This is a genomic window from Paenarthrobacter sp. 2TAF44 (genome assembly GCF_052114885.1).
In the GTDB taxonomy this organism is placed as follows: Bacteria; Actinomycetota; Actinomycetes; order Actinomycetales; family Micrococcaceae; genus Arthrobacter.
In genome coordinates this window covers 152,421-175,776 of record NZ_JBFRFP010000008.1, presented here as the reverse complement: position 1 = coordinate 175,776, position 23,356 = coordinate 152,421, and the positions used below count along the sequence as shown (strand labels likewise).

At 61.3% G+C, this 23,356-nt stretch carries 26 protein-coding genes and 1 riboswitch; of the genes, 7 read left to right on the top strand and 19 right to left on the bottom strand.

Translation table 11 applies throughout. The features are described 5' to 3' along the window. The 6 genes from AB4Z15_RS10325 to AB4Z15_RS10300 all read left to right on the top strand — a co-directional run. A partial coding sequence (locus AB4Z15_RS10325) for a hypothetical protein (RefSeq protein WP_442017172.1) occupies positions 1-264 on the top strand: 264 nt, incomplete at its 5' end. A 200-nt stretch (positions 265-464) separates the two neighbouring features. After that, the gene (locus AB4Z15_RS10320) at positions 465-1,709 is read left to right on the top strand and encodes a PucR family transcriptional regulator (protein WP_442017171.1); all 1,245 of its coding nucleotides are present in this window, start codon (positions 465-467) and stop codon (positions 1,707-1,709) included. 88 nt (positions 1,710-1,797) lie between these two features. Beyond that, positions 1,798-2,727 carry an ACP S-malonyltransferase gene (locus tag AB4Z15_RS10315; RefSeq protein WP_442003967.1) on the top strand — a complete coding sequence of 310 codons (930 nt, stop codon included), beginning with the start codon at positions 1,798-1,800 and terminating at the stop codon, positions 2,725-2,727. Continuing rightward, complete coding sequence (locus tag AB4Z15_RS10310; RefSeq protein ID WP_442003966.1) at positions 2,724-3,785, top strand: beta-ketoacyl-ACP synthase III; 1,062 nt, start codon at positions 2,724-2,726, stop codon at positions 3,783-3,785. The genes AB4Z15_RS10315 and AB4Z15_RS10310 overlap by 4 nt, the downstream gene beginning before the upstream one ends. A 114-nt stretch (positions 3,786-3,899) precedes the next feature. Then, positions 3,900-4,145 carry an acyl carrier protein gene (locus tag AB4Z15_RS10305; protein ID WP_011692310.1) on the top strand — a complete coding sequence of 82 codons (246 nt, stop codon included), beginning with the start codon at positions 3,900-3,902 and terminating at the stop codon, positions 4,143-4,145. 132 nt (positions 4,146-4,277) lie between these two features. Next, positions 4,278-5,513, top strand: coding sequence for a beta-ketoacyl-[acyl-carrier-protein] synthase family protein (locus tag AB4Z15_RS10300; RefSeq protein WP_442003965.1), 1,236 nt, complete (start codon positions 4,278-4,280; stop codon positions 5,511-5,513). Positions 5,514-5,614: 101 nt separating this feature from the next. On the opposite strand, the gene AB4Z15_RS10295 is transcribed toward AB4Z15_RS10300, so the two are convergent. The 17 genes from AB4Z15_RS10295 to AB4Z15_RS10215 all read right to left on the bottom strand — a co-directional run bounded on the left by AB4Z15_RS10295 (position 5,615) and on the right by AB4Z15_RS10215 (position 18,901). Then, positions 5,615-6,118, bottom strand: coding sequence for a DUF3145 domain-containing protein (locus tag AB4Z15_RS10295; RefSeq protein ID WP_442017170.1), 504 nt, complete (start codon positions 6,116-6,118; stop codon positions 5,615-5,617). A gap of 232 nt (positions 6,119-6,350) precedes the next feature. Continuing rightward, positions 6,351-7,277, bottom strand: coding sequence for a tyrosine recombinase XerC (locus tag AB4Z15_RS10290; protein ID WP_442017169.1), 927 nt, complete (start codon positions 7,275-7,277; stop codon positions 6,351-6,353). 64 nt (positions 7,278-7,341) lie between these two features. After that, a complete protein-coding gene (dprA, locus tag AB4Z15_RS10285; protein WP_442017179.1) occupies positions 7,342-8,562 on the bottom strand; it encodes a DNA-processing protein DprA in 1,221 nt (406 codons plus the stop codon). Positions 8,563-8,585: 23 nt separating this feature from the next. Next, positions 8,586-10,127 carry a YifB family Mg chelatase-like AAA ATPase gene (locus tag AB4Z15_RS10280; protein WP_442017168.1) on the bottom strand — a complete coding sequence of 514 codons (1,542 nt, stop codon included), beginning with the start codon at positions 10,125-10,127 and terminating at the stop codon, positions 8,586-8,588. Beyond that, positions 10,127-10,492 (bottom strand): YraN family protein, encoded by a 366-nt coding sequence (locus AB4Z15_RS10275; protein WP_442017167.1) that lies wholly within the window; start codon positions 10,490-10,492, stop codon positions 10,127-10,129. Before AB4Z15_RS10275 ends, AB4Z15_RS10280 begins: the two co-directional genes overlap by 1 nt. A gap of 113 nt (positions 10,493-10,605) precedes the next feature. Next, positions 10,606-10,950: a DUF2469 domain-containing protein gene (locus AB4Z15_RS10270; protein ID WP_216923842.1), complete on the bottom strand. Its 345-nt coding sequence runs from the start codon at positions 10,948-10,950 to the stop codon at positions 10,606-10,608. A 68-nt stretch (positions 10,951-11,018) separates the two neighbouring features. Beyond that, on the bottom strand, positions 11,019-11,729 hold the full coding sequence (locus tag AB4Z15_RS10265; protein WP_442017166.1) for a ribonuclease HII: 711 nt from the start codon (positions 11,727-11,729) through the stop codon (positions 11,019-11,021). A gap of 5 nt (positions 11,730-11,734) precedes the next feature. Beyond that, entirely contained in the window at positions 11,735-12,568 is an 834-nt protein-coding gene (lepB, locus tag AB4Z15_RS10260; RefSeq protein WP_442003960.1) for a signal peptidase I, read from the bottom strand. Further along, positions 12,569-13,243, bottom strand: coding sequence for a signal peptidase I (gene lepB, locus AB4Z15_RS10255; protein WP_442017165.1), 675 nt, complete (start codon positions 13,241-13,243; stop codon positions 12,569-12,571). It abuts the gene before it with no gap. Positions 13,244-13,324: 81 nt separating this feature from the next. Beyond that, the gene (gene rplS / locus AB4Z15_RS10250) at positions 13,325-13,678 is read right to left on the bottom strand and encodes a 50S ribosomal protein L19 (RefSeq protein ID WP_014922079.1); all 354 of its coding nucleotides are present in this window, start codon (positions 13,676-13,678) and stop codon (positions 13,325-13,327) included. A 265-nt stretch (positions 13,679-13,943) separates the two neighbouring features. Continuing rightward, complete coding sequence (trmD, locus tag AB4Z15_RS10245; RefSeq protein ID WP_442017164.1) at positions 13,944-14,753, bottom strand: tRNA (guanosine(37)-N1)-methyltransferase TrmD; 810 nt, start codon at positions 14,751-14,753, stop codon at positions 13,944-13,946. Further along, on the bottom strand, positions 14,754-15,308 hold the full coding sequence (rimM, locus tag AB4Z15_RS10240) for a ribosome maturation factor RimM (protein ID WP_442017163.1): 555 nt from the start codon (positions 15,306-15,308) through the stop codon (positions 14,754-14,756). It abuts the gene before it with no gap. A gap of 132 nt (positions 15,309-15,440) precedes the next feature. Continuing rightward, a complete protein-coding gene (locus AB4Z15_RS10235) occupies positions 15,441-15,683 on the bottom strand; it encodes an RNA-binding protein (RefSeq protein WP_144659985.1) in 243 nt (80 codons plus the stop codon). A 1-nt stretch (position 15,684) separates the two neighbouring features. Continuing rightward, positions 15,685-16,104 carry a 30S ribosomal protein S16 gene (gene rpsP / locus AB4Z15_RS10230; protein ID WP_017199647.1) on the bottom strand — a complete coding sequence of 140 codons (420 nt, stop codon included), beginning with the start codon at positions 16,102-16,104 and terminating at the stop codon, positions 15,685-15,687. A gap of 188 nt (positions 16,105-16,292) precedes the next feature. Beyond that, the gene (locus tag AB4Z15_RS10225; RefSeq protein ID WP_442003956.1) at positions 16,293-16,745 is read right to left on the bottom strand and encodes a hypothetical protein; all 453 of its coding nucleotides are present in this window, start codon (positions 16,743-16,745) and stop codon (positions 16,293-16,295) included. A 122-nt stretch (positions 16,746-16,867) separates the two neighbouring features. Beyond that, entirely contained in the window at positions 16,868-17,740 is an 873-nt protein-coding gene (locus AB4Z15_RS10220) for a VOC family protein (protein ID WP_442017162.1), read from the bottom strand. A gap of 72 nt (positions 17,741-17,812) precedes the next feature. After that, complete coding sequence (locus AB4Z15_RS10215; protein ID WP_442017161.1) at positions 17,813-18,901, bottom strand: amidohydrolase family protein; 1,089 nt, start codon at positions 18,899-18,901, stop codon at positions 17,813-17,815. A gap of 96 nt (positions 18,902-18,997) precedes the next feature. Continuing rightward, a riboswitch (TPP riboswitch) is annotated at positions 18,998-19,105 on the top strand. Between AB4Z15_RS10215 and thiC the strand changes: the two genes are divergently transcribed. Then, positions 19,101-20,960: a phosphomethylpyrimidine synthase ThiC gene (gene thiC / locus AB4Z15_RS10210; RefSeq protein ID WP_442017160.1), complete on the top strand. Its 1,860-nt coding sequence runs from the start codon at positions 19,101-19,103 to the stop codon at positions 20,958-20,960. (Overlaps the previous riboswitch by 5 nt.) On the opposite strand, the gene AB4Z15_RS10205 is transcribed toward thiC, so the two are convergent. Both AB4Z15_RS10205 and ffh read right to left on the bottom strand, forming a co-directional pair. Continuing rightward, the gene (locus AB4Z15_RS10205; protein ID WP_442017159.1) at positions 20,943-21,665 is read right to left on the bottom strand and encodes an alpha/beta fold hydrolase; all 723 of its coding nucleotides are present in this window, start codon (positions 21,663-21,665) and stop codon (positions 20,943-20,945) included. The genes thiC and AB4Z15_RS10205 overlap by 18 nt on opposite strands. A gap of 108 nt (positions 21,666-21,773) precedes the next feature. Then, complete coding sequence (gene ffh, locus AB4Z15_RS10200) at positions 21,774-23,351, bottom strand: signal recognition particle protein (protein ID WP_442003951.1); 1,578 nt, start codon at positions 23,349-23,351, stop codon at positions 21,774-21,776. Between the last annotated feature and the right edge of the window lie 5 nt (positions 23,352-23,356).

The following is a 23,356-nucleotide window of genomic DNA, read 5'->3' as shown; positions in this document are numbered from 1 at the left end:
ATGAAAGCCGTCCCCGACCAAATCCGCCAATTCATCCCCAACGACTTCGCCTCCCTCGGAGCAGACGGCTTCGGCTTCTCCGACACCCGCCAAGCCGCCCGCCGCTACTTCAAAAACGACACCCACTCCATCGTCGCCAAAACCCTCCAACTCCTCGCCGCCAAGGGAGAAGTCGAAGAAGGTGCGCTGGAAAAGGCCATCGATAAGTACCGGCTACTGGATGTGAACGCGGGCACCACCGGCGGAGCAGGCGGCGACGCTTAGTAAACGAGCAGTTGGGCTGTAGCCCGGGACTGCACAAACTCAAGCAGTAACCGCGACGGCGGCTTCCATCGGAAGGTGGGGGCCGCCGTCGGGCGTTTAATCAAGCCTTTTCACCGCGCAACATGACGTGACCAGCGACAACATAAGTTGTAGCCTTCGCACAAATGGAGCTTGCCTGAGATGCACCGTATGCTCGTTCCATGGCAGAGCCCAGCAAAATCACTACAAAGCGCAAAGCAGCAACCCAGGCGTTGTCGCCGGAAAAGGCGGAGACCCTGCGGCAGCTACGTGCCAAGGTGGGGCAATTGTCCACCAGCACCATGCGGCAGCTTGAGAAATCGCTGCCTTGGTACGGCCGGCTGAGCTCTGATGAACGCTCCGCTTTGGGGCTCGTGGCGCAAAATGGCATTGCCGCTTTTGTGACCTGGTATGAACGTCCCAGTTCGCCGTCGTGGATCCTGACCGACGTCTTTGGCAATGCACCCACTGAATTGACGCGCTCCATCAGCCTGCAGAAGGCCTTGCAGTTGATCAGGATTGTGGTGGAGGTCGTCGAAGACCAGGTTCCTGTGATCGCCCCTGAATCGGACCAGCCTTCGCTGCGCGAGGCGGTGCTTCGTTACTCCCGGGAAGTGGCTTTCGCGGCCGCGGATGTCTACGCACGCGCAGCGGAATCACGGGGATCTTGGGACACCCGGCTTGAGGCATTGATCGTGGATGCAATCCTGCGGGGCGAAAACACGGACGCCCTTCGATCAAGAATCGCGGCCCTGGGCTGGAAAGCGCAGGAACGTTTCACCGTCATGGTGGGCAACTCGCCATCGGAGCCCAGCGCCAGTTACGTTAGCGATTTACGCCGGACTGCCGGCCGTTTCGCAGAAGACGCGCTTGTAGGAATCCAAGGTGACCGCCTCATTCTTATCCTCGGCGGCGTCCAGGACCGGGATACGGCGTACCTCAAGCTCAGTGAACTTTTCGCGCCGGGTGCCGTCGTCTATGGCCCGGAGGCCGGCTCGTTGCTGGAGGCCAGCACTTCGGCCCAGGCCGCCTTCGCTGGCCTTACCGCCGCCCGCGCCTGGCCCTCGGCGCCGCGGCCTGTTGCAGCGGACGATTTGCTCCCGGAACGCGTTGTTTCCGGTGATGATGCGGCCCGGCGGTCACTCATCAAGAATATTTACCGTCCGTTGCTGGCGGCCTCAAACGGCTTGGTGGAAACATTGGGAACCTACCTTGAGTTGGGACATTCATTGGAGGCAACAGCGCGTGAATTGTTCGTCCATGCCAACACTGTGCGCTACCGTTTGAAGCGTGTCTGCGATGTGACAGGCTGGGATCCGCTCCTCCCAAGGGAAGCATTCGTACTTCAAACTGCCCTGGTGGTGGGCCGGCTTTCGGCCCAGCCCAAAGCCACCCCCGAGCGTCACGCATCGCGTTCACAGAACTGAACCGTTGTAGACTTCCTACAAACTGACCCAGTGAGCTTGGTGTACGAAAACACCAGTGGATCACGTGGCAATTTGGAAAGCTGGATACGTGCTTGCAATCGTCTGCCCTGGACAGGGCTCCCAGACCCCTGGATTTTTGGCCCCTTGGCTGGAACTCCCCTCCGTCGAAGGCCAATTGGCCACCCTGAGCGAGATCGCAGGCATCGACCTCAAGGCCCACGGAACCACCTCTGATGAAGAAACCATCAAAGACACCGCAGTGGCCCAACCGCTGATCGTGGCCGCGGGCCTGGTGGCAGCCAAGTCTTTGTTCGACGTCGAACTCAACACACTTCCGGTTGTCCTTGCAGGGCATTCCGTCGGTGAAATCACGGCTTCTGCCCTTGCCGGCGTCCTCACTGAGCAGGAAGCCATGACTTTCGTCCGCGAGCGGGCCAACAGTATGGCGGCCGCAGCGGCGGTAACCCCGACAGGCATGAGTGCAGTGGTCGGTGGGGACCCCGCTGAGGTCCTTGCCGCCATCGAGGCATCGGGCGCCACTCCCGCCAACGTGAACGGAGCCGGCCAGACTGTCGCCGCAGGAACATTCGAGCAGCTCAAGGCCTTGGCGGACAACCCGCCGGCCAAGGCACGCGTCATCCCCCTGAAGGTTGCCGGCGCCTTCCACACCTCGCACATGGCTCCCGCCGTCAGCGCACTGGAAGCCCTGAAGCCCTCCTTGTCTCCGCAGGACCCGACTGTCCCCCTGCTGTCCAACTACGACGGCAAGGAAGTTACGGCAGGTTCTGCCGCCGTCGACAGCATGATTGCGCAGGTCTCCAGGCCCGTCCGGTGGGACCAGTGCATGGAGAATCTCTCGGCCCGCGGAGTAACCGGTGTGATCGAACTGGCTCCGGCCGGCACGCTTGCTGGTTTGGCAAAGCGTGGAATGCCAGGGGTCAAGACAGTTGCCGTCAAAACCCCGGATGATTTGTCCGCGGCCCTGGCACTTTTCGCTGAATTGGAGGGACAAGCGTGAGCACCCCCGTACTGAACAAAGCGACGGTGAACGAGAACGCCCGCATCCTGGGCATCGGCGCCTACCGTCCGGATGTCATCGTCACCAACGACGACGTCTGCCAGTGGATCGATTCCTCGGATGAATGGATCCGGCAGCGCACCGGCATCATCACCCGCCACCGGGCAGCCGCTGACGTCAGTGTCATCGACATGGCCGAAGGCGCCGCCCGCGAAGCCATCCAGCAGGCCGGGATCGAACCGTCCCAGCTGGGTGCAATCATCGTGTCCACCGTGACCCACCCCTACGCAACGCCCTCGGCAGCCGCTGCCCTTACGGAGCGATTGGGCGCGACGCCGGCACCCGCCTACGACATTTCCGCCGCCTGTGCGGGTTACTGCTACGGCGTGGCCCAGGCAGACGCGCTGGTGCGCTCCGGTGCTGCCGAATATGTCCTGGTGGTCGGCGCCGAGAAACTCTCTGACGTCATCGACAACCACGAACGCACCATCTCGTTCCTGCTCGGCGACGGCGCCGGCGCAGTAGTGGTTGGACCTTCCGACACCCCCGGCATCGGACCTTCAGTGTGGGGCTCGGACGGTAGCAAGTGGGATGCAATTGGAATGACCCACTCTTTGGAAGACGTCAAGAAGCTGGGCGAATCGGCCCGTCACTCCGACGAAACAGATGACCTCGCAATCATCTCTGCAACACAGGATGTCTGGCCTACGCTGCGCCAGGACGGCCAGACTGTTTTCCGTTGGGCCGTCTGGGAAATGGCAAAGGTAGCGCAGCAAGCGCTCGACGCCGCCGGCATAGAAGCCAGCGACCTCGCCGCTTTTGTTCCCCACCAGGCGAACATGCGCATCATCGATGAGATGGTGAAGAAGCTGAAGCTTCCCGAGACCGTCCTCATTGGCCGCGACATCGCCCAAGCCGGCAATACATCAGCTGCTTCCATCCCCCTGGCCACGCACCGCCTTCTTCAGGAGAACCCTGAACTCAGCGGTGGGCTGGCATTGCAGATCGGTTTCGGCGCCGGATTGGTCTTTGGCGCCCAGGTTGTCGTTCTGCCATAGACCTGGACTGGCCCTGTGGCCTCCAGCCAACTGAATATGACTTACAAACCCAAACCGTAACCGCGGTTTGCCCCCTTTCCGGCATAGCCGGCACAACAAGAAAAGGAGCCAACAATGGCTAGCAACGAAGAAATCCTGGCCGGCCTGGCTGAAATCGTCAACGAAGAAACGGGCCTGGCTACCGAAGCCGTCGAGCTGGACAAGTCCTTCACCGAGGACCTGGACATCGACTCCATCTCCATGATGACCATCGTCGTGAACGCCGAAGAGAAGTTCGGCGTACGTATCCCGGACGAAGAGGTCAAGAACCTTAAGACCGTCGGCGACGCCGTCAGCTTCATCGCAAACGCCCAGGCCTAAGCCTGGTACCAGCTGTGCCGGGCCAGGGTCTTTGATCCTGTGCCCGGCACAGCCGCAGTAACGCCCAAAGTTTTTCCTGCCGCCCCTGCAAAAACTGCAGATGGGACGGCTGATCCGACAGAGAGTGATCGCATGGCACGCAAAGTAGTCATAACCGGTCTGGGGGCCACCACTCCCATCGGCGGCGACGTCCCCACAATGTGGCAGAACGCGCTGAAAGGGGTCTCAGGTGCACGCACACTCGAAGACGAGTGGGTGGCCAAGTACGACCTCCCCGTCCACTTTGCTGCCCGGTGCTCGACGCCGGCCCTGGAAGTCCTGAGCCGGGTGGAAGCCAAGCGTATGGACCCGTCCACGCAGTTTGGTGTCATCGCTGCCCGTGAAGCATGGGCTGATTCAGGCATCCAGGACATCGACCACGACCGCCTGGCCGTGGCATTTGCCACGGGCATCGGCGGCGTATGGACGCTCCTTGATGCCTGGGACACGCTCAGGGACAAGGGTCCGCGCCGGGTCCTGCCCATGACCGTTCCCATGCTCATGCCCAACGGCGTAGCCGCTGCTGTCAGCCTTGACCTGGGCGCCCGAGCCGGAGCCCATACTCCAGTCTCCGCCTGCGCATCCGGTACTGAGGCCCTGCACCTTGGCTTGGACCTGATCCGTTCCGGCAAGGCCGACGTCGTCATGTGCGGTGGCGCCGAAGCCGCCATTCACCCGATGCCCTTGGCCGCCTTCTCGTCCATGCAGGCACTCTCCCGTCGCAATGACGATCCTGAGCGCGCTTCACGCCCGTATGACATCGATCGCGACGGCTTTGTCATGGGTGAGGGTGCCGGTGCGCTGGTACTCGAAGCAGAAGAGCACGCAATCGCCCGCGGTGCCCGCATCTACGCTGAGCTTGCCGGTACATCGGTAACGGCCGACGCCTACCACATCACAGCCCCTGATCCCGAAGGTCTCGGCGCCACCCGCGCACTCAAGGCCGCAATGTTTGACGGCAGGATCCAAGCGGAGGACGTAGTCCACGTCAACGCCCACGCCACCTCCACTCCAGTAGGTGACAGGCCTGAATACACGGCCCTCCGCGCCGCACTGGGGGCTCACGTCGACAACGTGGCGGTATCTGCCACCAAGTCCCAGATGGGCCATCTCCTGGGCGCCTCCGGGGCTGTAGAGGCGGTCCTCACTGTCCTGGCTGTCTATGAGCGCAAGGCACCTGTCACCATCAACCTCGAGAACCAGGATCCTGAGATCCCCCTCGACGTCGTGACGTCCGCGCGTGACTTGCCTGCGGGCGACATCGTGGCGCTGAGCAACTCCTTCGGCTTTGGCGGACACAATGCTGTCATCGCGGTCCGCAACGTCTAAGACCTGCGTTCGCCGAATGCGGTGACGTGAAGAGAAGGGCCCACCATCAGGTGGGCCCTTCTCTGTTGCTATGGGAATGTTTTGGCGGTCAGGAGTTGCTGCTACCCGACTTGGTGCAGCCACCGGACCGGAGCGCCCTCAGCAGCGTGGCGGAAGGGCTCCAGTTCCTCATCCCAGGCTTCGCCCAGGGCCAATGACAGCTCATGGTAAACGGCGGACGGGTCTCCGGCTCCTGACTCATAGGCATAGCGGATGCGGTCCTCACCGACCATGATGTTGCCGTGCACATCCGTGACAGCATGGAAGATTCCCAGTTCCGGGGTATGCGACCAGCGTGCGCCATCCACGCCTTGGCTCGGTTCTTCAGTAACCTCGTACCGCAGATGTGCCCAACCCCGAAGAGCAGAAGCCAATTGGGCACCGGTGCCGGGCGTACCTGTCCAGGACAGTTCGGCACGGAACATTCCGGGCGCAGCCGGCTGAGGGGTCCACTCAAGATCGGTCCGCTTGTCCACGACCGATCCGATGGCCCACTCAACGTGCGGGCACAACGCCGTAGGGGCCGAGTGCACGAAAAGGACACCGCGGGTTGTTGCAACAGACATTCCATCCTCCATAGCTGTAGGTACGTCTTCCCCAACGACCTCTGCGACGGATGTTTACTGTTGCTGCCCGGCCCTGTCATTCTTACGGACCCTGCAGGCTATTCAATTAGCTAAGACTCTTTGATTGTGACACGAAACGAACCCTCAACCCTAAATTGAAGGTTCGGCCGTGGTGCTTTCATTTTGCCGTACCCTTCCCTTTTCCGCCAGTGCAACTCTTTGGGCGTCATTTTCAGGCCCGCGGATGTGCCTGCTGGTAGCTCTTCCGAAGCCTGTCCACGGAAACGTGGGTGTAGATCTGGGTAGTGGCAAGGCTGCTGTGACCAAGAATTTCCTGCACTGCCCGAAGATCAGCCCCACCATCCAGCAAATGCGTTGCAGCGCTATGTCTCAAGGCGTGGGGCCCCGTTGCAGCGGTATCGCCAAGCGCCTGCAGGAGGGCGGCTACAACGGCACGGACTTGGCGTGGGTCAACGCGGTTTCCCCTTACGCCCAGGAACAGAGCCGGGCCGCTCGTGGCAGTTACCAGCGCCGGGCGTCCCCTGCGGAGCCAATCGTCGATTGCAAGGGCAGCTGGAACTCCGAAAGGAACGGTACGCTCCTTGTTTCCCTTGCCGATGACACGAAGGGTCCTTCTATCCGGATCCATATCATCGATGTCCAGCCCGGCAAGCTCCCCCACGCGCACACCGGTTGCGTACAGCAATTCCACCATCGCACGATCCCGAAGGGCCAGTGGACCTCCGTCTGCCGCAGCAGCGTCAAGGCTATCCACGACCCTCAGAATTTGCTGCTGCTGGAGGACTCCAGGCAACGATTTCCCGCGTTTAGGAGCTTGCAAACGAAGGGCTGGATCCGTGGCGATGAGTTCCTCCCTCAGAGCCCACTTGGTAAACGACCTGGCCGTGGCGGCACGGCGGGCAAGAGTTGACCGGGCCATCCCGGCTTCACTTTGCGCACCCAGCCATCGGCGGAGCGAACCCAACTCCAATTGATCGAGATCGCGTAGTCCCTCCTGGACCGCGAATCCGAGAAGGCTGTACACATCCGCCAGATATGCGCGGACAGTATGTGCCGACCTCGCGCGTTCACCGTGGAGGTAGCGTTCGAAACCCTCCACTGCGCTCTTTAGCGATGCTGGTAATGATTCTGCGTCCACCCTTCCAACCTTGCCAGCAACATGGACCCTCGCTGCGTATCAACATGCTTCGCTGCTCGTCCGCCTAGGCATTCTTCGTGCGCTTCCAGGCCCCCCGTTCTGAGGATGCGAGACCCAGCAGTCCCAATCGACCCAAGCCCGCACGCACAGAGTCCGGGCTGAGGCCCGCAACGACCGTGAGTTTCTCCACGGAACTTGCCGATCGAAGCGGCAATGCGTCCAGGAGAATCAGGTCTTCCAAGGACAAGCCATCATGCGGTGCGGCCGGCGAATCCTTCTCGGAGACCATCACCTCGCCATTCCGGCCGGCCAGTTCAGCAATTTCTCCGACGTCCGTCACACAGATCGCCCCGCCATCCCGGAGCAGCCTATGGCAACCCGCCGAGTTCGCGCTGTGAATGGATCCGGGAACAGCTGCCACTACCCGCCCTATGCTCTCAGCGTGGTGGGCTGTGTTCAATGCGCCTGACCGCCAACGTGCCTCCACTACCACCGTGACAGCCGCGAGCGCAGCAATGAGGCGGTTTCGCTGCAGGAATCGGTACCTTGTAGGGGCGGATCCGGGTGGAACCTCCGAAATCACGGCTCCTTGGTTGGCGACGGCACGAAGAAGATCCTCGTTCCCGGAGGGATAGAAGCGGTCCACTCCCCCAGCCATGATGGCTATGGTCGGTACGTTTGCCACCCCACCACGGAGGGCCCCACGGTGGGCGTGGGCGTCAATGCCGTAGGCTCCCCCGGAAACAACGCAGTATCCACGCTGGGCCAAGCCGTAGGCAAGATCCCCAGTCACGGACGCTCCATAGCTCGTGCTGTCCCTGGACCCCACCAACGCGATGGTCTGCCGCGTTGAGGGAAGGGGCTGCTCGTGTCCGCGCCACCACAGGCATAAAGGCTCCTGGAGGCCGAGGTCGGACAACTGCTCGGGCCAAAGCTCGTCGCCGGGAACAATCAGGCGGCCTCCGAGCCGCCTCATCGTCTCCAGGTCACGGTCCGGCGCGAGGTCCGGAACACGTGGAGCCCATCGTCTCTTGCTGGCCGTGAGCCCCGGCCAGGAAGCCGGACCTCCGCTTTCGGTCAGTAAAGCGGAGATCTCTTGTTCAAGGCGCGGGCCTGCAGCGAGTTCGCCTGTCACGATACCAAGGGCATCAACAGGTCCAACAGCATGAACCAAGGCGAGCCCCACGGAATCCTGTGGTTCCATCAGACGCGCCAATGCTGCCCGTGCAAGCCTTTCCTTTTCCAGCTTCCCCAACACGGTTCCCCTTGCGCCTTCGGTTGTCATTCCGTCCTTCGTCACGTTGTCCTTCATGCCATCGCCGTTGCTTGCCGGAGGCCGAGCGCTTGTCCGATGTGGTCTGCAGTAGGAGTCTTGCTATGGTCCAGGTCTGCCAGTGTCCACGCCAACCGAAGGACACGGTCATAGCCTCGGGCTGTGAGGATGCCCCGCTCCAGTGCCGTGTCCAGGATGCGGGTGGCGCCCGGTGGCAGCCTCAGTTCCCCGCGCAGGGTGCGTCCCGGCACTTGGGAATTGGTTTCAATGCCAAAAGCCCCCAAGCGATCGGCCTGTCTCTGCCTCGCAGCCAGTACCCGTCCCGCAACAGCTTCCGTTCCCTCTTCCGTGCCTGCCTGCCCAAAATCGGCGAGGGACACGCGTTCGACTTGGAGTTGTATGTCGACGCGATCCAGGAGGGGACCCGATATGCGGCCGAAGTACCGCCTGCGCATTATTGCAGTGCAGGTACAGTCCATCCCCTTGCCCGAGGCTTTGCCGCATGGGCAAGGATTGGCTGCCAGGACCAGTTGAAACCGCGCGGGGTACGCCGCTGTCCCTGCCGAGCGGTGAATCACCAGTTCGCCGCTCTCCAATGGCTGCCGAAGGGCATCCAGGACGCGTCGTTCATACTCGGGAGCCTCGTCAAGGAAGAGGACTCCACGATGTGCCCGCGAGGCAGCTCCCGGGCGCGGAAGTCCAGAGCCTCCGCCGATGATCGCAGCTGCGGTGGCACTGTGGTGGGGATTCTCGAACGGCGGCCTCCGCAGCAACGTGCCGGTTGATGAGCGGACCGCTGCCAGGGAGTGAATGGCAGTAACCTCCATTGCTGCCTTGTCCGCAAGATCCGGCAAGAGTCCTGGCAAACGCTCCGCGAGCATCGTCTTACCGGCACCTGGTGGACCGGTCAGGAGCATATGGTGGCTGCCTGCAGCTGCGACTTCCAGCGCGCGCCGAGCCTCTGATTGCCCCGAAACGTCGGAAAGATCAGGCACGATGCCCACTGCGCCATCATTTTCATCTCCGGGATCACCCGCGGGCGGGTCGTAGTCCAGGGCGAGTTCTTTGGGGTCGGCACCGAAGTCGTAGGCGAGCCGGGCGAGAGTCCGGTATCCCCTGACATGAGCACCCGGTACCAACGTTGCCTCGGCGACGTTTGCCTCGGCGACGACGATCTCCGGGTACCCCGCCTGAACGGCAGCCATCACGGCTGGGAGGATGCCCCTCACCGGACGGAGCCGGCCGTCCAAACCCAGCTCAGCAATGAAGACTGTTCCATCGATCGAACGAATATCCTCCGCAGCACGGAGAACAGCCATGGTGATGGCAAGGTCAAAGCCCGAACCACGTTTGGGCAAGGATGCTGGAATGAGATTGGCTGTGATCTTCCTCCGGCTCAGAGGAATTCCCGAGTTTTGTGCCGCGGACCGAATTCGTTCTTTGGCTTCATTAAGGGCGGCATCGGGTAGCCCCAGAATCACGAATGCGGGGAGGGTTTGGCCGATATCGGCTTCTACCTCGACGATGTAGCCATTGAGTCCAACCAGGGCAATGCAGTAGCTGCGCCCAACCCCCATCAGCCAACACCCTTCAGGTGTTCCAGTTGGGGATCCCCAATGCCGTCGTGGATGACCGAGACCACATCAATGCGTCTTCGTGGAGCATTCACTTCATGTTCCCGGCACCACGATGAAGCGAGCCGATGCAGGCGTCCCAGCTTGGCCGGACCTACTGCCTCAAAGGGATGTCCATAGTCCAGGCTGCTGCGGGTCTTTACCTCCGCCACCACCAGGGTGTCACCCTCAAGTGCCACGATGTCGATTTCACCATCGGCACACCGCCAATTGCGATCGACAATACGCATGCCCTGGTCTTCCAGGAATCCTGCCGCCAACGCCTCGCCGTTACGGCCAAGAATGTCTTTTGCTCTCATGAGCATCACCTCCGCTATCCAGCTTTGACGCTGGCAGCGGCTTGTGACAGACGGCCCAGATGCTATGTGGGTAAACCCGTCACATCAGCCTTGTGGAGGAAGAGTACACGCGGCTGCAGGTGCTAGTTGCCGAGGTCTCCCAGATCTCCGAGGCCACCATCTTTGGGCAACGCAAGATCTTCATTTCGTGGTAGTTCCTCGACGTTGACGTCCTTGAAGGTTATGACCCGGACATTTTTCACGAAGCGGGCTGAACGATAAACATCCCAAACCCAGGCATCCTGCAGGGTCAGATCAAAATAGACTTCGCCGTCTGCGCTGCGGGCTTGTAAATCAACATGGTTGGCCAGGTAGAAACGCCGCTCAGTTTCGACAACGTAGCTGAACAAACCGACAACGTCCCGGTATTCACGGTAGAGCTGAAGCTCCATGTCGGTTTCATAGTTCTCAAGGTCCTCGGCGCTCATAGTTCCATCTTGCACCATCTGCCGCGCACCGGACGCCATCCGCAGGACAGACGCTGCCAAGCAGGCTGTTAGACCACGTCCGGCCCGGTCAGGTTCCAGCTCGTCCGGTGATAGGCACTGGGTCCCTGCAGCCTGATCACGTCGCGATGCGCTGCTGTGGCGTAACCCTTGTTTTCGTTCCAGCCGTAGGCCGGTACTTCAGCGTGGAGATCAACCATGATTCGATCGCGGGCTACTTTTGCCAAGACACTGGCGGCGGCCACGCTGAGACAGCTCATATCCGCTTTTACCTTTGTGTGCACCGGAGCTTCACACCAGGGCCCCGTGTACGCGGTATCGAACAACGAAGCTTGAACTTCCGGAGAAAGCCAGTTGTGGCTGCCGTCCAACAACACGACGTCAGGCGTGATGCCACCGGCCAGAATCTCAAACCAGGCCCGTGTTCCCGCCAGGCGAAGGGCGGCTATGATGCCGACGTCATCGATTTCCCGGGCGGAGGCATGTCCAACTGCGGATGCTACGGCCCAGTCACGGACCAAAGGCTCCAACCTGTCACGGTCCTCGGGCTTGAGCAACTTGCTGTCCCGCACATCCGCCAGCAGGGCATGATCCGCGAGGTTGACCACGGCGATTCCCACACTGACGGGGCCAGCCAGCGCGCCCCTGCCGACCTCGTCCACGCCGGCCAGCAAACGCACCCCGGAAGACAGGAAGGAACGCTCGACGTCCAGGGTCGGAACTTCGGTTGGTGTCTTGGTTTTCAGCCGGGTGCTTGCCATGGCCGTTACTTTCCTGACGTGCCCGCAGGAACGTTCTTGAAGACATCCGGGTAATTGTCCAGCACCGTCCACCGGTTGACGGGCCAGGCTATGACCGTGGCTTTGCCTTCAACGTCCTCGATATTAATGAAACCACCATTGACTTCCTGGTGCGCGCGGGAATCGGCCGAGTGATTGCGGTTGTCTCCCATGACCCAGACCTTGCCCTCTGGAACGATGATGTCGAACGGGTTGGGCTGTGGCACTTCCGCGGGGTTGATGTACGTTTCGTCCACCGGGGTGCCATTGATGCTGACTCGACCCTGCGCGTCACAACAGGAAACGTGATCACCCGGAAGCCCAATCACGCGCTTGACCAGGTGCTGCTCGTTGTCGTCAGCGGCCAACCCAACGAATTCCAAAGTGTCGCCTACCCAATCAAGGGGGCCTGCCGGTTTTTTCAGAACCGCCGGAAGCCAACCTTGCGAATCCTTGAAGACCACTACGTCGCCCCGTTCCAAGGCGAAGGGCTCCGGCACCAGCAGATTGATGAAGATGCGGTCATTGACGTCCAAGGTGCTTTCCATGGATTCAGAAGGAATGTAGAACGCCCGGAAAAGGAACGTCTTGATAAGGAAGGAGAGCACTACGGCAATGGCCACGACTGTGACGATTTCCTTCAGCCATCCCAGGGCAGGGTTCCTGCGGGGCTTCTCAGCCTCGTCGGTTTTGTTGCCGGCATCGGCGGCAGCGTCGGCGACCGGGCTGGGCTCAGCCACTCCAGCGACGCCACCCGTTCCATCCGAGAGCCGCGCGTCGTCGTCGTGTCGCTCGGGATTCTCGGGAACTTTGTCCGGCATTTATTGTCCGTTCTTCGATGGTTCGGCCTGCACGGAGCGAGGCACCTCTGCAAATCTATCAAGGGGCCAGATGATCTGGACGGGTCTGCCGATCACCCGGTCAAACGGGACCATTCCCCCGCCGGGTGCTCCCAGCAATCCGCGGGAATCAGCAGAGCGGGATCGGTGGTCGCCCATCAGCCAGAGCCGGTCCTCGGGGACCTCGACGTCGAACTTCTGTTTGCTGGGTTCGTCCCCGGGGTACACATAGGGTTCCTCAAGTACCTGACCGTTCACTGTGAGGCGCCCCTCGGAGGAACAGCACTGAACGTGGTCACCCGGAACCCCAATGACACGCTTCACGTATGTTGTATCGCTCCCAGTGAGCCCGAACCATTGGCCCGCCGCTGCAATCGCGTCGACAAGAGGACCCTTACCGCTGCTGAGCGGGGCGAATGATCCACGCCCATCAAAGACAACCACGTCTCCACGCTGGATGGGCTCTGAGGTGAATGCCGTCCGCGAAACCAGGATCCTGTCCCCAGTGCCAAGCAACGGCTCCATGGACTCGGAGGGAATGTAGTAGACGTCGATCCACAAGGAGCGGACCAGGCCGCTGATGGCTACGGCAAGGACCAATGCCAGCAAAACAAAACGCCAGCCCTGTTTCCGGGGCTGGCGTTCTGATGTGTCCATGACTCGTATCCCTGTTGCGTTGCGGATTGCTCCGGAACGAACCGGGCACGAATCCTGGACCCGTTGCGTAAGTCGCTGGACTTACTTGGCGAAGTCGCGCTTTTCCTTGATCTTCGCTGCCTTACCGCGCAGTGCGCGCATGTAGTAAAGCTTGGCGCGGCGGACGTCACCCTTGGTGACGACCTCGATCTTGTCGATGATCGGGGAGTGTACCGGGAAGGTACGCTCTACGCCGACACCGAAGGAAACCTTGCGTACGGTGAAGGTTTCGCGAACGCCGTCACCCTGGCGGCCCAGGACGAAGCCCTGGAATACCTGGACACGGGAGTTCTTGCCTTCGATGATGTTGACGTGAACCTTGAGGGTGTCACCCGCGCGGAACTCGGGAACATCGTTACGCAGCGAGGCTGCATCTACGCTATCGAGGATATGCATTAATCCACTCCTGGTGAACGCCACAGGTCATCCACTTTGGGTTACGGCAGATAAGCCCGCGGCACAAAGCCAACCGGAAATCTCCGCCGAAGTTTCTTGGTGTCCGGTTCCACCACTGATTGGCGGCACCGGGTTGTCCGGCTGTTGGCTTCGCTCCCCCTGTGGCAGGTGCTGGCCCAGCAGACACAAGGGTTAATTCTGCCACATGCCGCAGCATCCGACCAACTATGCGGACTCGCAACGCCCGACGGCGGCCAGCGGGGTACTACAGTCGCGTCGGTGACGTGTTGCTTTCCGTGCGGCGGCGCAGGCGACCATCCACGACGTCGTAACCCAGGTCCGCGAGTGCGTTGCGGTCCGCGCGACTCAACTGACCGGCGTCGAAGTGTTCAAGGAGATCCGGACGGCGCTCGGCAGTGCGGCGGAACTGTTCATGGCGCCGCCACTGCGCTATCTTCCCGTGATTGCCGCTCAGCAGGACTGGAGGAACCTCGTGCTCCCGCCATGAGGATGGCTTGGTATATACCGGATACTCCAGGAGGCCGTCCGAATGTGATTCTTCCACGAGGGATTCCGGGTTGCCCACCACGCCTGGAAGCAAACGGCCGATTGCTTCAACCATGGCCAGGACAGCAACTTCGCCGCCATTGAGAACGTAGTCGCCAAGGCTTACAGGCCTCACTGTGAAGTGCCCTTGCGCCCAGTCGATGACGCGCTCATCGATTCCCTCGTACCGACCGCAGGCAAAGACCAGGTGTTCCTCTTCGGCGAGCTCGTAGGCAAGGGCCTGGGTAAACCTCTCCCCTGCCGGCGACGGCACTATCAGGACAGGTTTGGTGCCTTCACCAGGCCCGGAAACCGATTCGAGCGCCTGTGCCCATGGCTCTGGTTTCATGACCATGCCCGCGCCGCCCCCATAAGGAGTGTCGTCCACGGTCCGGTGCTTGTCAGTAGTGAACGTCCGGAGGTCGTGGACGTTAAGTTCCAGGAGCCCATCCTGGCGGGCCTTGCCTATCAGCGAAAGTTCAAGCGGGGCAAGGTACTCCGGGAAGATGCTGACGACATCGATCCTCATTCAGGCATCATCCCCGGCGCCGTCCTTGGACTCCTCAGCCGTGTCATCGTTGATTTCGAAGAGACCGGCAGGCGGAGTGATGAGAATGAACCCGTCCTCGATGTTGACCTCAGGCACGATTTCATCGACGAAGGGAACCAGAATTTCCTTCCCTTCCTCCGTCCTGACCGTCAACAAGTCCTGAACCGGCAGTGTGGTCAGCGCGGCAACTTTGCCCACAACCTGTGAGCCAACCCGCGCCTCCAGCCCAACGAGTTCGTGCTCATACCAGCCTTCGTCGTCGTCTTCGTCATCGAGTTCTTCGGTTTCGATGAAAAGCTTCGCACCGCGGATGGCCTCAGCGGCGTTGCGGTCCCCGATCTCTTCAAAGCCCAGCAGCAGGATGTCTTTGTTCCATCTCGCGCTGCGGATAGTCAGCGGGCCAGCAGAGGCCGGCTCCACGACGAACTCGGTTCCGGCGACAAAGCGCTCGGAGGGGGCGTCGGTGAGCACTTGCACCGTCACCTCGCCGCGTATGCCATGGGGTTTGCCGATCCGGGCCACCTGGAGCTGCATGGGTTCCTCTGAATTCTCGTTGTGCCCGCGCTGCCAGGCAGCAACGGAAGTGAAATGATCGATAAAGCAATCCGGCCCCTCCACCATATTCGGTGAAGGGGCCGGATCTAAGACAAGTATTGCTGAGCGCGCTTACCGGCGACGATCGGTGTCGACGACGTCGACCCTGACCTGCTCGCCACCTGCCAAGGCTGCAACCACAGTGCGCAATGCACGTGCGGTGCGTCCCTGGCGGCCGATCACCCGTCCGAGGTCCTCCTGGTGAACGCGCACCTCAAGGGATTCCCCGCGGCGGTTGTTCCTGGCACTGACCTTGACATCCTCAGGGCTGTCAACGATCCCACGGACCAAGTGCTCGAGCGCTTCTGCCAGCAATTTACTCAGCCTCGGTGGTCTCTGCTTCAGCCTCGGCCGGAGCTTCGGCTTCGTCCTTCTTGGCCTTCTTGGTGATGGCTTCCGGAATGATGACGGAACCCTTCTCCGGGGCTACGAAGGCTTCCTTCGGAGCTTTGGTCTTCAGGGTGCCTTCCTGGCCCGGCAGGCCCTTGAACTTCTGCCAGTCACCGGTGATCTTGAGGATCGCGGCAACCTGCTCGGTCGGCTGGGCGCCAACGGAAAGCCAGTACTGGGCGCGCTCGGAAGCGACCTCGATGTACGACGGCTCTTCGGTGGGGTGGTACTTGCCGATTTCTTCAATGGCACGGCCATCGCGCTTGGCGCGGGCATCCATGACGACGATGCGGTAGTACGGTGCGCGCATCTTACCGAAGCGCTTAAGGCGAATCTTTACGGCCACTTTTGTGGTCACTCCTGTTTCTGAAACGGGGTTGAACCCGACGTTCTGCACCCGTGGGGCGGGCCATACTAAGGGGTTCCAAAGGACAAGATTTGGTCACGGAGAGAGGGGCCGCGCCAATCAAGTACCTGACCATTGTGCCAGATGCCGGAAGTAATTACGACTTTCGCCACTCCCGGGCCCAACGGTCAGACAGACCAGACGTAGAGTCCTGACCGCTCCGCCTTCTCAACGTCAGTGGCCAAGGAAGCCAGCTGCTGCACGTACTGACGCGATTGATCCGCACCAAAAGGCATCTCGTCCTGCTCAGCCCATGCCGCAGCGACGTCGTCGAGAACGTTCCCGTCGCCTTCGCTTTCATAGGTGAGCAGTTCAGCAAGCGCCCTCACCATCGCCTCGGGAACGCCAAGGAGGGCGTCGCTGGTGACATCCACCAGCGCCAGCTCGTAGTCTGCACCGGCAGCATGGACGGCTTTGCCCGCAAGGTCCCCCAGTTGCTCGACCTCAAAGTCGGTGATGCCATCGATCCTGACGGCGGGGCCGGTAACGTCGGCACCCCGGTCCAAGGCAGCTGCCCTCTTGAGTGCTTCATCGTGGGTGGCTACAAAAATTTCGGCAAAGCCCATGGAGAGTGCTCTCATTCGTTCGTGCTGACGGGGCGGCGGCAAGGGCCCCAGGGGGCAAATACCGTCAATGCCCAGCCTAGTGCAGTCCCGGCCCCTGCATTCGGAAGCCAGCGCGAGGGCGCTTCCCGCCAGGGTGCTTAGCGCACTGCCACGCGCAGCTTGTTGCGCCAAGGGTCTTCGAACTGCAGCTCCAGGCCCGTGTGGCGGTTCGCCACGGACGCAACTTTCAGCCGGTCAGCCAGTGCGGCGACGTCATCGGCAGTCGGAACTTCGATCAGGACCTCGCCCAGGCCCAGGGTATCCCTGCGGGGCCCGGCCCCGCGGCTGTTCCACACGTTCATCGCCATGTGGTGGTGGTAGCCGCCCGCAGAAACAAACAACGCCTGCCCGTGCCAGCCCGCCGTCCTCTCAAAACCCAGGGTGTCCACATAAAAATCCTGGGCAGTCTGCACGTCGCCTACCTGAAGGTGCACGTGCCCGACGCCGGCAGCTGCTTCCCGCTGGCCAGTCACGGCCGCCTCATTCAAGTGCTGCTGGAGGAAACGCTGGGGCGGCAAAGCAACATTGTCCATCACCACATTCTTGCCATCCCACTGCCAGACATCGCGCGGCTTGTCGTAATAGAGTTCAATGCCGTTGCCTTCCGGATCTGTGAAGTAGAACGCTTCGCTCACCAAATGGTCGGCACTGCCCACAAAAGCGCGCGGCTCATACTCTGCGGCCGTGGCAATGGTGGCCGCCAGGGAAGGCTGGTCCTGGAACAGGATGGCTGTATGGAAAAGCCCGGCTTCCCCACGGCCTGGAATCTGCAGGCCGGCAGCGGGAGCGAGATGGACTACTGGCTTGCCCACCCGCCCCAGGTACAGCCCGCCATCCTGCTCGGCCACGATCTCCAACCCCAGGGCGCGCTGGTAATAGTCACTCATGACCCTCATATCGCCAACCTTGAGCATGACGGTGCCCATAGTGAGTTCGGCAGGAAGGAGGTCCTGATTGGATGTCGTGGTCATGTCAAGCTCCCGATTTAATAGATGGCCGCCCTTCGGCACGTTCTACTTATCTAAATTACTTGAAGCTTCAATTTATTCCCACTGGACCACTTTGCCCCGCAGGACGACATGGTTCAGGCTCGCCACAGTTGCAAGGTTCTTCCTCGGGTCATCCCGGCAAAGCACGACGTCGGCACTTGCCCCTTCGCTGATGCCCTGGGCTCCCAGCCACTTCCGTGCGCCCCACGTGGCGGCGTCCAGGACGGCCGTGGGCGGCAGGCCGGCGTCGTAAAGTTCCTTCATTTCGTCAGCGATCCTGCCGTGCTTGATCACGCTCCCTGCATCCGTTCCCGCAAAGATGCCAACACCGGCTTCAAAGGCCTCCAGCACCCTTTCACGGCGTCGCTCCCAAAGCCGGGTCATGTGGTCCGCGTACACCGGAAACTTCGGGGCAGCCTGGGCAGCGATATCCGGAAAAGTCGCGATGTTAACCAACGTAGGAACAATCGGGACAGACTGCTCCACAAGACGGGGAATATGCCTGGGCAAGAGTCCTGTGGCGTGCTCAATGCAGTCAATCCCGGCGTCGAGCATGTCATCAATGGTGTCTTCAGCGAAGCAGTGGGCCGTCACCCTGGCCCCTTCGTCATGTGCGGCCGCAATCGCATCCCTCACGACGTTCCGAGGGAAGGAAACCGAGAGGTCTCCCGTCCCGCGATCGATCCAATCGCCCACGAGCTTCACCCAACCGTCCCCGTCCCGGGCTTCCTTGCGGGCTGTCTCCACGAGTTCGTCCGGCTCCACTTCGTGGCCCAAACCACGCAGGTAACGCCGGCTCCGGGCGATGTGGCGTCCGGCGCGAAGAAGCCGTGGGAGATCCTCCCTGCGCTGAACCCAACGCGTATCGCTTGGCGAGCCGGCGTCACGGATCAACAATGTGCCGGCTTTCAGGTCGGCCTGCGCCTGGGCAAGAGTTGTCTGCTCATCAACGGCCCCGCCGACCCCAAGTCCAATGTGGCAATGGGCGTCCACAAAACCAGGAAGGACCCATCCATCCAGCACGGAATCCGGCGCAGCGACTGGACGTTCGAACGTGAGTTTGCCATCAACGGACCAGAGCCCGTGCCGTTGATCGTCGCCTGCCACAAGCACTGGACCGGTGAATTCGATGATGTAGGCCATGCCAAAAGACTAATCTGCCGACATGCCACAAACCTCCGGGATGGGTAAGCGCTACGACGATGACTGTGTCCCCGATGAGAGCTGTGGTAGCTTCGTCTACGACCACACGGGGGCCCCTGCAGGGGCTGAGATCGGACTGAAGCAGTCTGCGACCGTTGAACCTGTCCGGGTAATGCCGGCGAAGGAAGTGAGTAATCCTTTGAGCACCACCGAAACACAGCACAGCCCTGCCGAAAACCAGGCCAACATCAGCGAAAAGACGACGGAAACCGTCACACAGTCACTGAAATCCCACTCGTTGGCGTGGCTGGAAGACCCGGCACATGGTATCCGCGTCCCCGTTACGGAGATTGCCTTGGAGCCCTCCCCCAACGGTGAGGCCAATGAACCACTTCAGGTATACCGAACTGCCGGACCGGGCAGTGACCCCGTGGTGGGCCTTGAACCGTTCCGCACCGGATGGATCGAAGCCCGAGGAGATACCGAGGCATACTCCGGACGGGAGAGGAACTTGCTCGACGACGGCAAATCAGCCGTACGCCGCGGCGCAGCATCCCAGGAATGGAAGGGAACGCAACCGGTGCCCCGCCGCGCCGTCGAAGGTAAGACCGTCACCCAGATGCACTATGCCAAACAAGGCATCGTCACGCCGGAAATGCAGTTTGTGGCGCTGAGGGAGAACTGCGACGTTGAGCTGGTCCGCAGCGAAGTGGCTGCCGGGCGCGCCATCATCCCCAACAACATCAACCACCCCGAGTCCGAGCCCATGATCATTGGCAAGGCCTTCCTGGTCAAGATCAACGCCAACATTGGAAACTCGGCCGTCACCAGTTCCATCGCCGAGGAAGTTGACAAGCTGCAATGGGCAACCCAGTGGGGTGCCGATACCGTCATGGACCTCTCCACCGGAGACGACATCCATACAACCCGCGAATGGATCATCCGCAACTCCCCCGTTCCGATCGGCACCGTGCCCATCTACCAGGCCCTGGAGAAGGTCAACGGTGAAGCCAACAAACTCACGTGGGAAATCTTCCGGGACACCGTAATAGAGCAGTGTGAACAAGGCGTTGACTACATGACCATCCACGCCGGGGTGCTCCTGCGCTACGTGCCCTTGACGGCAAACCGTGTGACAGGCATCGTCTCCCGTGGCGGCTCGATCATGGCCGGGTGGTGCTTGGCGCACCACGAGGAGAACTTCCTCTACACGCATTTTGATGAGCTCTGTGAAATCTTCGCCAAGTACGACGTCGCATTCTCCCTGGGCGACGGATTGCGCCCCGGTGCCACGGCTGACGCCAACGACGCCGCGCAGTTCGCCGAGCTCGATACGCTTGCAGAGCTGACCCAGCGGGCTTGGGAATTCGATGTGCAGGTGATGGTTGAAGGACCCGGACACATTCCCTTCCACTTGGTCCGCGAGAACGTGGAGCGCCAACAGGAACTGTGCAAAGGTGCCCCCTTCTACACCTTGGGACCGCTGGTCACGGACGTCGCTCCTGGCTATGACCACATCACCTCGGCAATCGGCGCAACGGAAATTGCGCGGTACGGCACGGCCATGCTCTGCTACGTAACGCCCAAGGAACACCTGGGACTGCCGAACAAGGATGATGTGAAGACCGGTGTGATCACGTACAAGATCGCAGCGCACGCAGCGGACCTCGCCAAGGGACACCCGGGCGCAAACGAACGCGACGACGCTTTGTCCAAGGCCAGGTTCGAGTTCCGTTGGCGGGACCAGTTCGCGTTGTCGCTGGATCCGGTTACTGCCGAAGCCTTCCACGACGAAACACTTCCTGCCGAACCTGCCAAGACGGCGCACTTCTGCTCGATGTGCGGACCCAAATTCTGCTCGATGCGCATCAGCCAAGACATCAGGGACGAGTTCGGTTCCGCCGACGCGCAGGCCGCCATTGCAGGGATATACGACGGCATGCGGGAAAAGAGCGAAGAATTCCTGGCGTCGGGCGGCAAGGTGTACCTGCCGGAGCTGCAGCTTCCCACTACCCGGATATCCTCCACCAAGAGGGCAGCGTCAGGAAACCTTAACTGACCTCGTCCGGACAATATCGGCTACAAAAGAGCGAATAATCCGGTCTCCATCTACCGAGTCCTGGGGCCGGTGCCCTCCCGCTGCTACGCGTCGGAGGGCACCGGTGTCCTCCAGGTACCCGGCGATTTCTTCGTACAGTGGCTCCCACCCGCCTGTCAGGACAAGGGTAGGAACGCCAGGAACAATGTGCAGGGGCGCCTCCCAAGGAGGCGCCTGAAGCCGGAGGCGACGTGCGGAACGGCGCGCTTCGGGTGTGTCCAGCCCGCTGGCTTCGGCCGAAAATGCACGCCTGAAGTATTCGCGTTCGTAGTCGGCGTCCTTAACCTTGCTCCGCACATCAAACAGCGGCTCCATGAGCGAACGATGGAATGTCGTGGCAGGCAACTCGGCCGTCAAGGATAAACAAGCCGGTTCAACAAGTGTCAGCGAGTGCACGAGGTCCGGGCGTTCAACTGCTGCGAGCATGGCAGAAATTGCACCTTGCTCATGCGCCACCACATGGCCTCCACCAGAATCCACCAGCGAAGCCACTACGATGCCTACATCCGCAGCGACGTCGGATTCCAACGGTTCAGCCACGGGATCAAAGCCGTGCCGGCGGAGGAAAAGTGCGTCATACGACAGGGCCATACCGTGCTGCTTGGGCCATGCCGAGGCGCCAAAGCTCCCCAGTCCGTGGACGAAGACTACGCGCTGCTTGTGCATGGATTCACCCTAGTCCAGAGCTCTGACATCCCAGCCAAAAAGCAGTCGGCGCCGTTATGGACATTCACAACGGCGCCAGCTGTCACAGTATTGATTCGGAGGTTCCGCTTACTTACCCAGGAACTTCTCGAAGCCCTTGGGGAGGTTCAGCGTGGACGGATCGAAGTCCGCAGCGCCCTGACCAAACGCCGCACCCGTCGGAGCTGCCGAGGCCGCGTTGGCTCGCTTGGCCTCAGCCTCGCGGAGTTCCTGGGCTGCCTTTGCGGGGTTGCCGGAGCGCGCCTTCTTCTTGGGAGCGTTCTTGCCACCCTTGCGGCCGCCGCCTGGGCCGCCCATTCCAGGCATGCCCGGCATGCCGGGCATGCCGCCCTGGGCCATCTTTTTCATCATTTTCTGGGCTTGGGCGAAGCGCTCCAGGAGGCCGTTGACCTCCGAAACGTGCACACCTGAACCCTTTGCAATGCGGGCCCTGCGGGAGCCGTTGATGATTTTGGGAGCAACGCGTTCATGCGGAGTCATGGACCTGACGATCGCCTCAACGCGATCGATTTCACGTTCGTCGAAGTTCTCCAGCTGCTGGCGGATGTTTTGGGCACCCGGCATCATCATGAGCATCTTCTTCATGGAACCCATGTTGCGGATCTGCTGCATCTGGGCCAGGAAGTCGTCCAGGGTGAAGTCTTCCTGGTCGGCGAACTTCTTCGCCATCCGGGCAGCTTCGTCCTTGTCCCAGGCCTTCTCAGCCTGTTCGATCAAGGTCAGGACGTCACCCATGTCCAGGATGCGCGACGCCATACGGTCCGGGTGGAAGAGTTCGAAGTCGTCCAGGCCTTCACCAGTGGACGCGAACATGACTGGCTTACCCGTGACCGACGCAACCGAAAGTGCGGCGCCACCGCGGGCATCGCCGTCGAGCTTGGACAGCACAATGCCGGTGAAGTTAACGCCTTCATCAAAGGCCATGGCCGTGTTGACGGCGTCCTGGCCGATCATGGAGTCGATGACGAAGAGGACTTCGTTCGGGATGATCGCCTGACGGATCCGGCGTGCCTGATCCATCATCTCGGCATCCACGCCGAGGCGACCGGCGGTGTCAACGATCACGACGTCGTGAAGCTTCTGGCGCGCTTCTTCCACACCTGCGCTGGCGACCGCCACAGGGTCACCAGCAGGGTGATCCAGCTCCGAGGTTGCTCCCGGGTGCGGCGCGAAGACGGGAACGCCTGCGCGCTTGCCGACAACCTGAAGCTGCGTTACGGCGTTGGGCCGCTGGAGGTCGCAGGCAACCAGCATGGGGCTGTGACCTTGCGCCTTCAGCCACTTTGACAGCTTGCCGGCGAGGGTGGTCTTGCCTGCACCCTGGAGGCCGGCCAGCATGATGATGGTGGGGCCGGTCTTGGCCAAGCGGATGCGCCGGGTTTCACCGCCGAGGATCTCCACGAGTTCCTCGTTGACGATCTTGACGATCTGCTGGCTCGGGTTCAACGCACCGGAAACCTCGGCACCAAGAGCCCGCTCACGGATGCGGGACGTGAATTCGCGGACCACCGAAACGGCAACGTCCGCGTCCAAGAGGGCACGACGGATCTCCCGGACGGTGGCATCGACATCAGCCTCGGAGAGGCGGCCCTTGCCACGGAGGTTCTTGAAGGTTGCTGTCAACCGGTCAGAGAGTGAATTGAACACGCGCC

Excerpts from the sequence above, each read along its gene's own strand:
- AB4Z15_RS10320 (WP_442017171.1), top strand. The coding sequence starts at position 465 with ATGGCAGAGCCCAGCAAAATCACTACAAAGCGCAAAGCAGCAACCCAG.
- AB4Z15_RS10305 (WP_011692310.1), top strand. The coding sequence starts at position 3,900 with ATGGCTAGCAACGAAGAAATCCTGGCCGGCCTGGCTGAAATCGTCAAC.
- AB4Z15_RS10300 (WP_442003965.1), top strand. The coding sequence starts at position 4,278 with ATGGCACGCAAAGTAGTCATAACCGGTCTGGGGGCCACCACTCCCATC.
- AB4Z15_RS10295 (WP_442017170.1), bottom strand. The coding sequence starts at position 6,118 with ATGTCTGTTGCAACAACCCGCGGTGTCCTTTTCGTGCACTCGGCCCCT.
- dprA (WP_442017179.1), bottom strand. The coding sequence starts at position 8,562 with ATGACAACCGAAGGCGCAAGGGGAACCGTGTTGGGGAAGCTGGAAAAG.
- AB4Z15_RS10280 (WP_442017168.1), bottom strand. The coding sequence starts at position 10,127 with ATGGGGGTTGGGCGCAGCTACTGCATTGCCCTGGTTGGACTCAATGGC.
- AB4Z15_RS10270 (WP_216923842.1), bottom strand. The coding sequence starts at position 10,950 with ATGAGCGCCGAGGACCTTGAGAACTATGAAACCGACATGGAGCTTCAG.
- AB4Z15_RS10265 (WP_442017166.1), bottom strand. The coding sequence starts at position 11,729 with ATGGCAAGCACCCGGCTGAAAACCAAGACACCAACCGAAGTTCCGACC.
- lepB (WP_442003960.1), bottom strand. The coding sequence starts at position 12,568 with ATGCCGGACAAAGTTCCCGAGAATCCCGAGCGACACGACGACGACGCG.
- lepB (WP_442017165.1), bottom strand. The coding sequence starts at position 13,243 with ATGGACACATCAGAACGCCAGCCCCGGAAACAGGGCTGGCGTTTTGTT.
- rplS (WP_014922079.1), bottom strand. The coding sequence starts at position 13,678 with ATGCATATCCTCGATAGCGTAGATGCAGCCTCGCTGCGTAACGATGTT.
- trmD (WP_442017164.1), bottom strand. The coding sequence starts at position 14,753 with ATGAGGATCGATGTCGTCAGCATCTTCCCGGAGTACCTTGCCCCGCTT.
- rimM (WP_442017163.1), bottom strand. The coding sequence starts at position 15,308 with ATGCAGCTCCAGGTGGCCCGGATCGGCAAACCCCATGGCATACGCGGC.
- AB4Z15_RS10225 (WP_442003956.1), bottom strand. The coding sequence starts at position 16,745 with ATGAGAGCACTCTCCATGGGCTTTGCCGAAATTTTTGTAGCCACCCAC.
- AB4Z15_RS10220 (WP_442017162.1), bottom strand. The coding sequence starts at position 17,740 with ATGACCACGACATCCAATCAGGACCTCCTTCCTGCCGAACTCACTATG.
- AB4Z15_RS10215 (WP_442017161.1), bottom strand. The coding sequence starts at position 18,901 with ATGGCCTACATCATCGAATTCACCGGTCCAGTGCTTGTGGCAGGCGAC.
- AB4Z15_RS10205 (WP_442017159.1), bottom strand. The coding sequence starts at position 21,665 with ATGCACAAGCAGCGCGTAGTCTTCGTCCACGGACTGGGGAGCTTTGGC.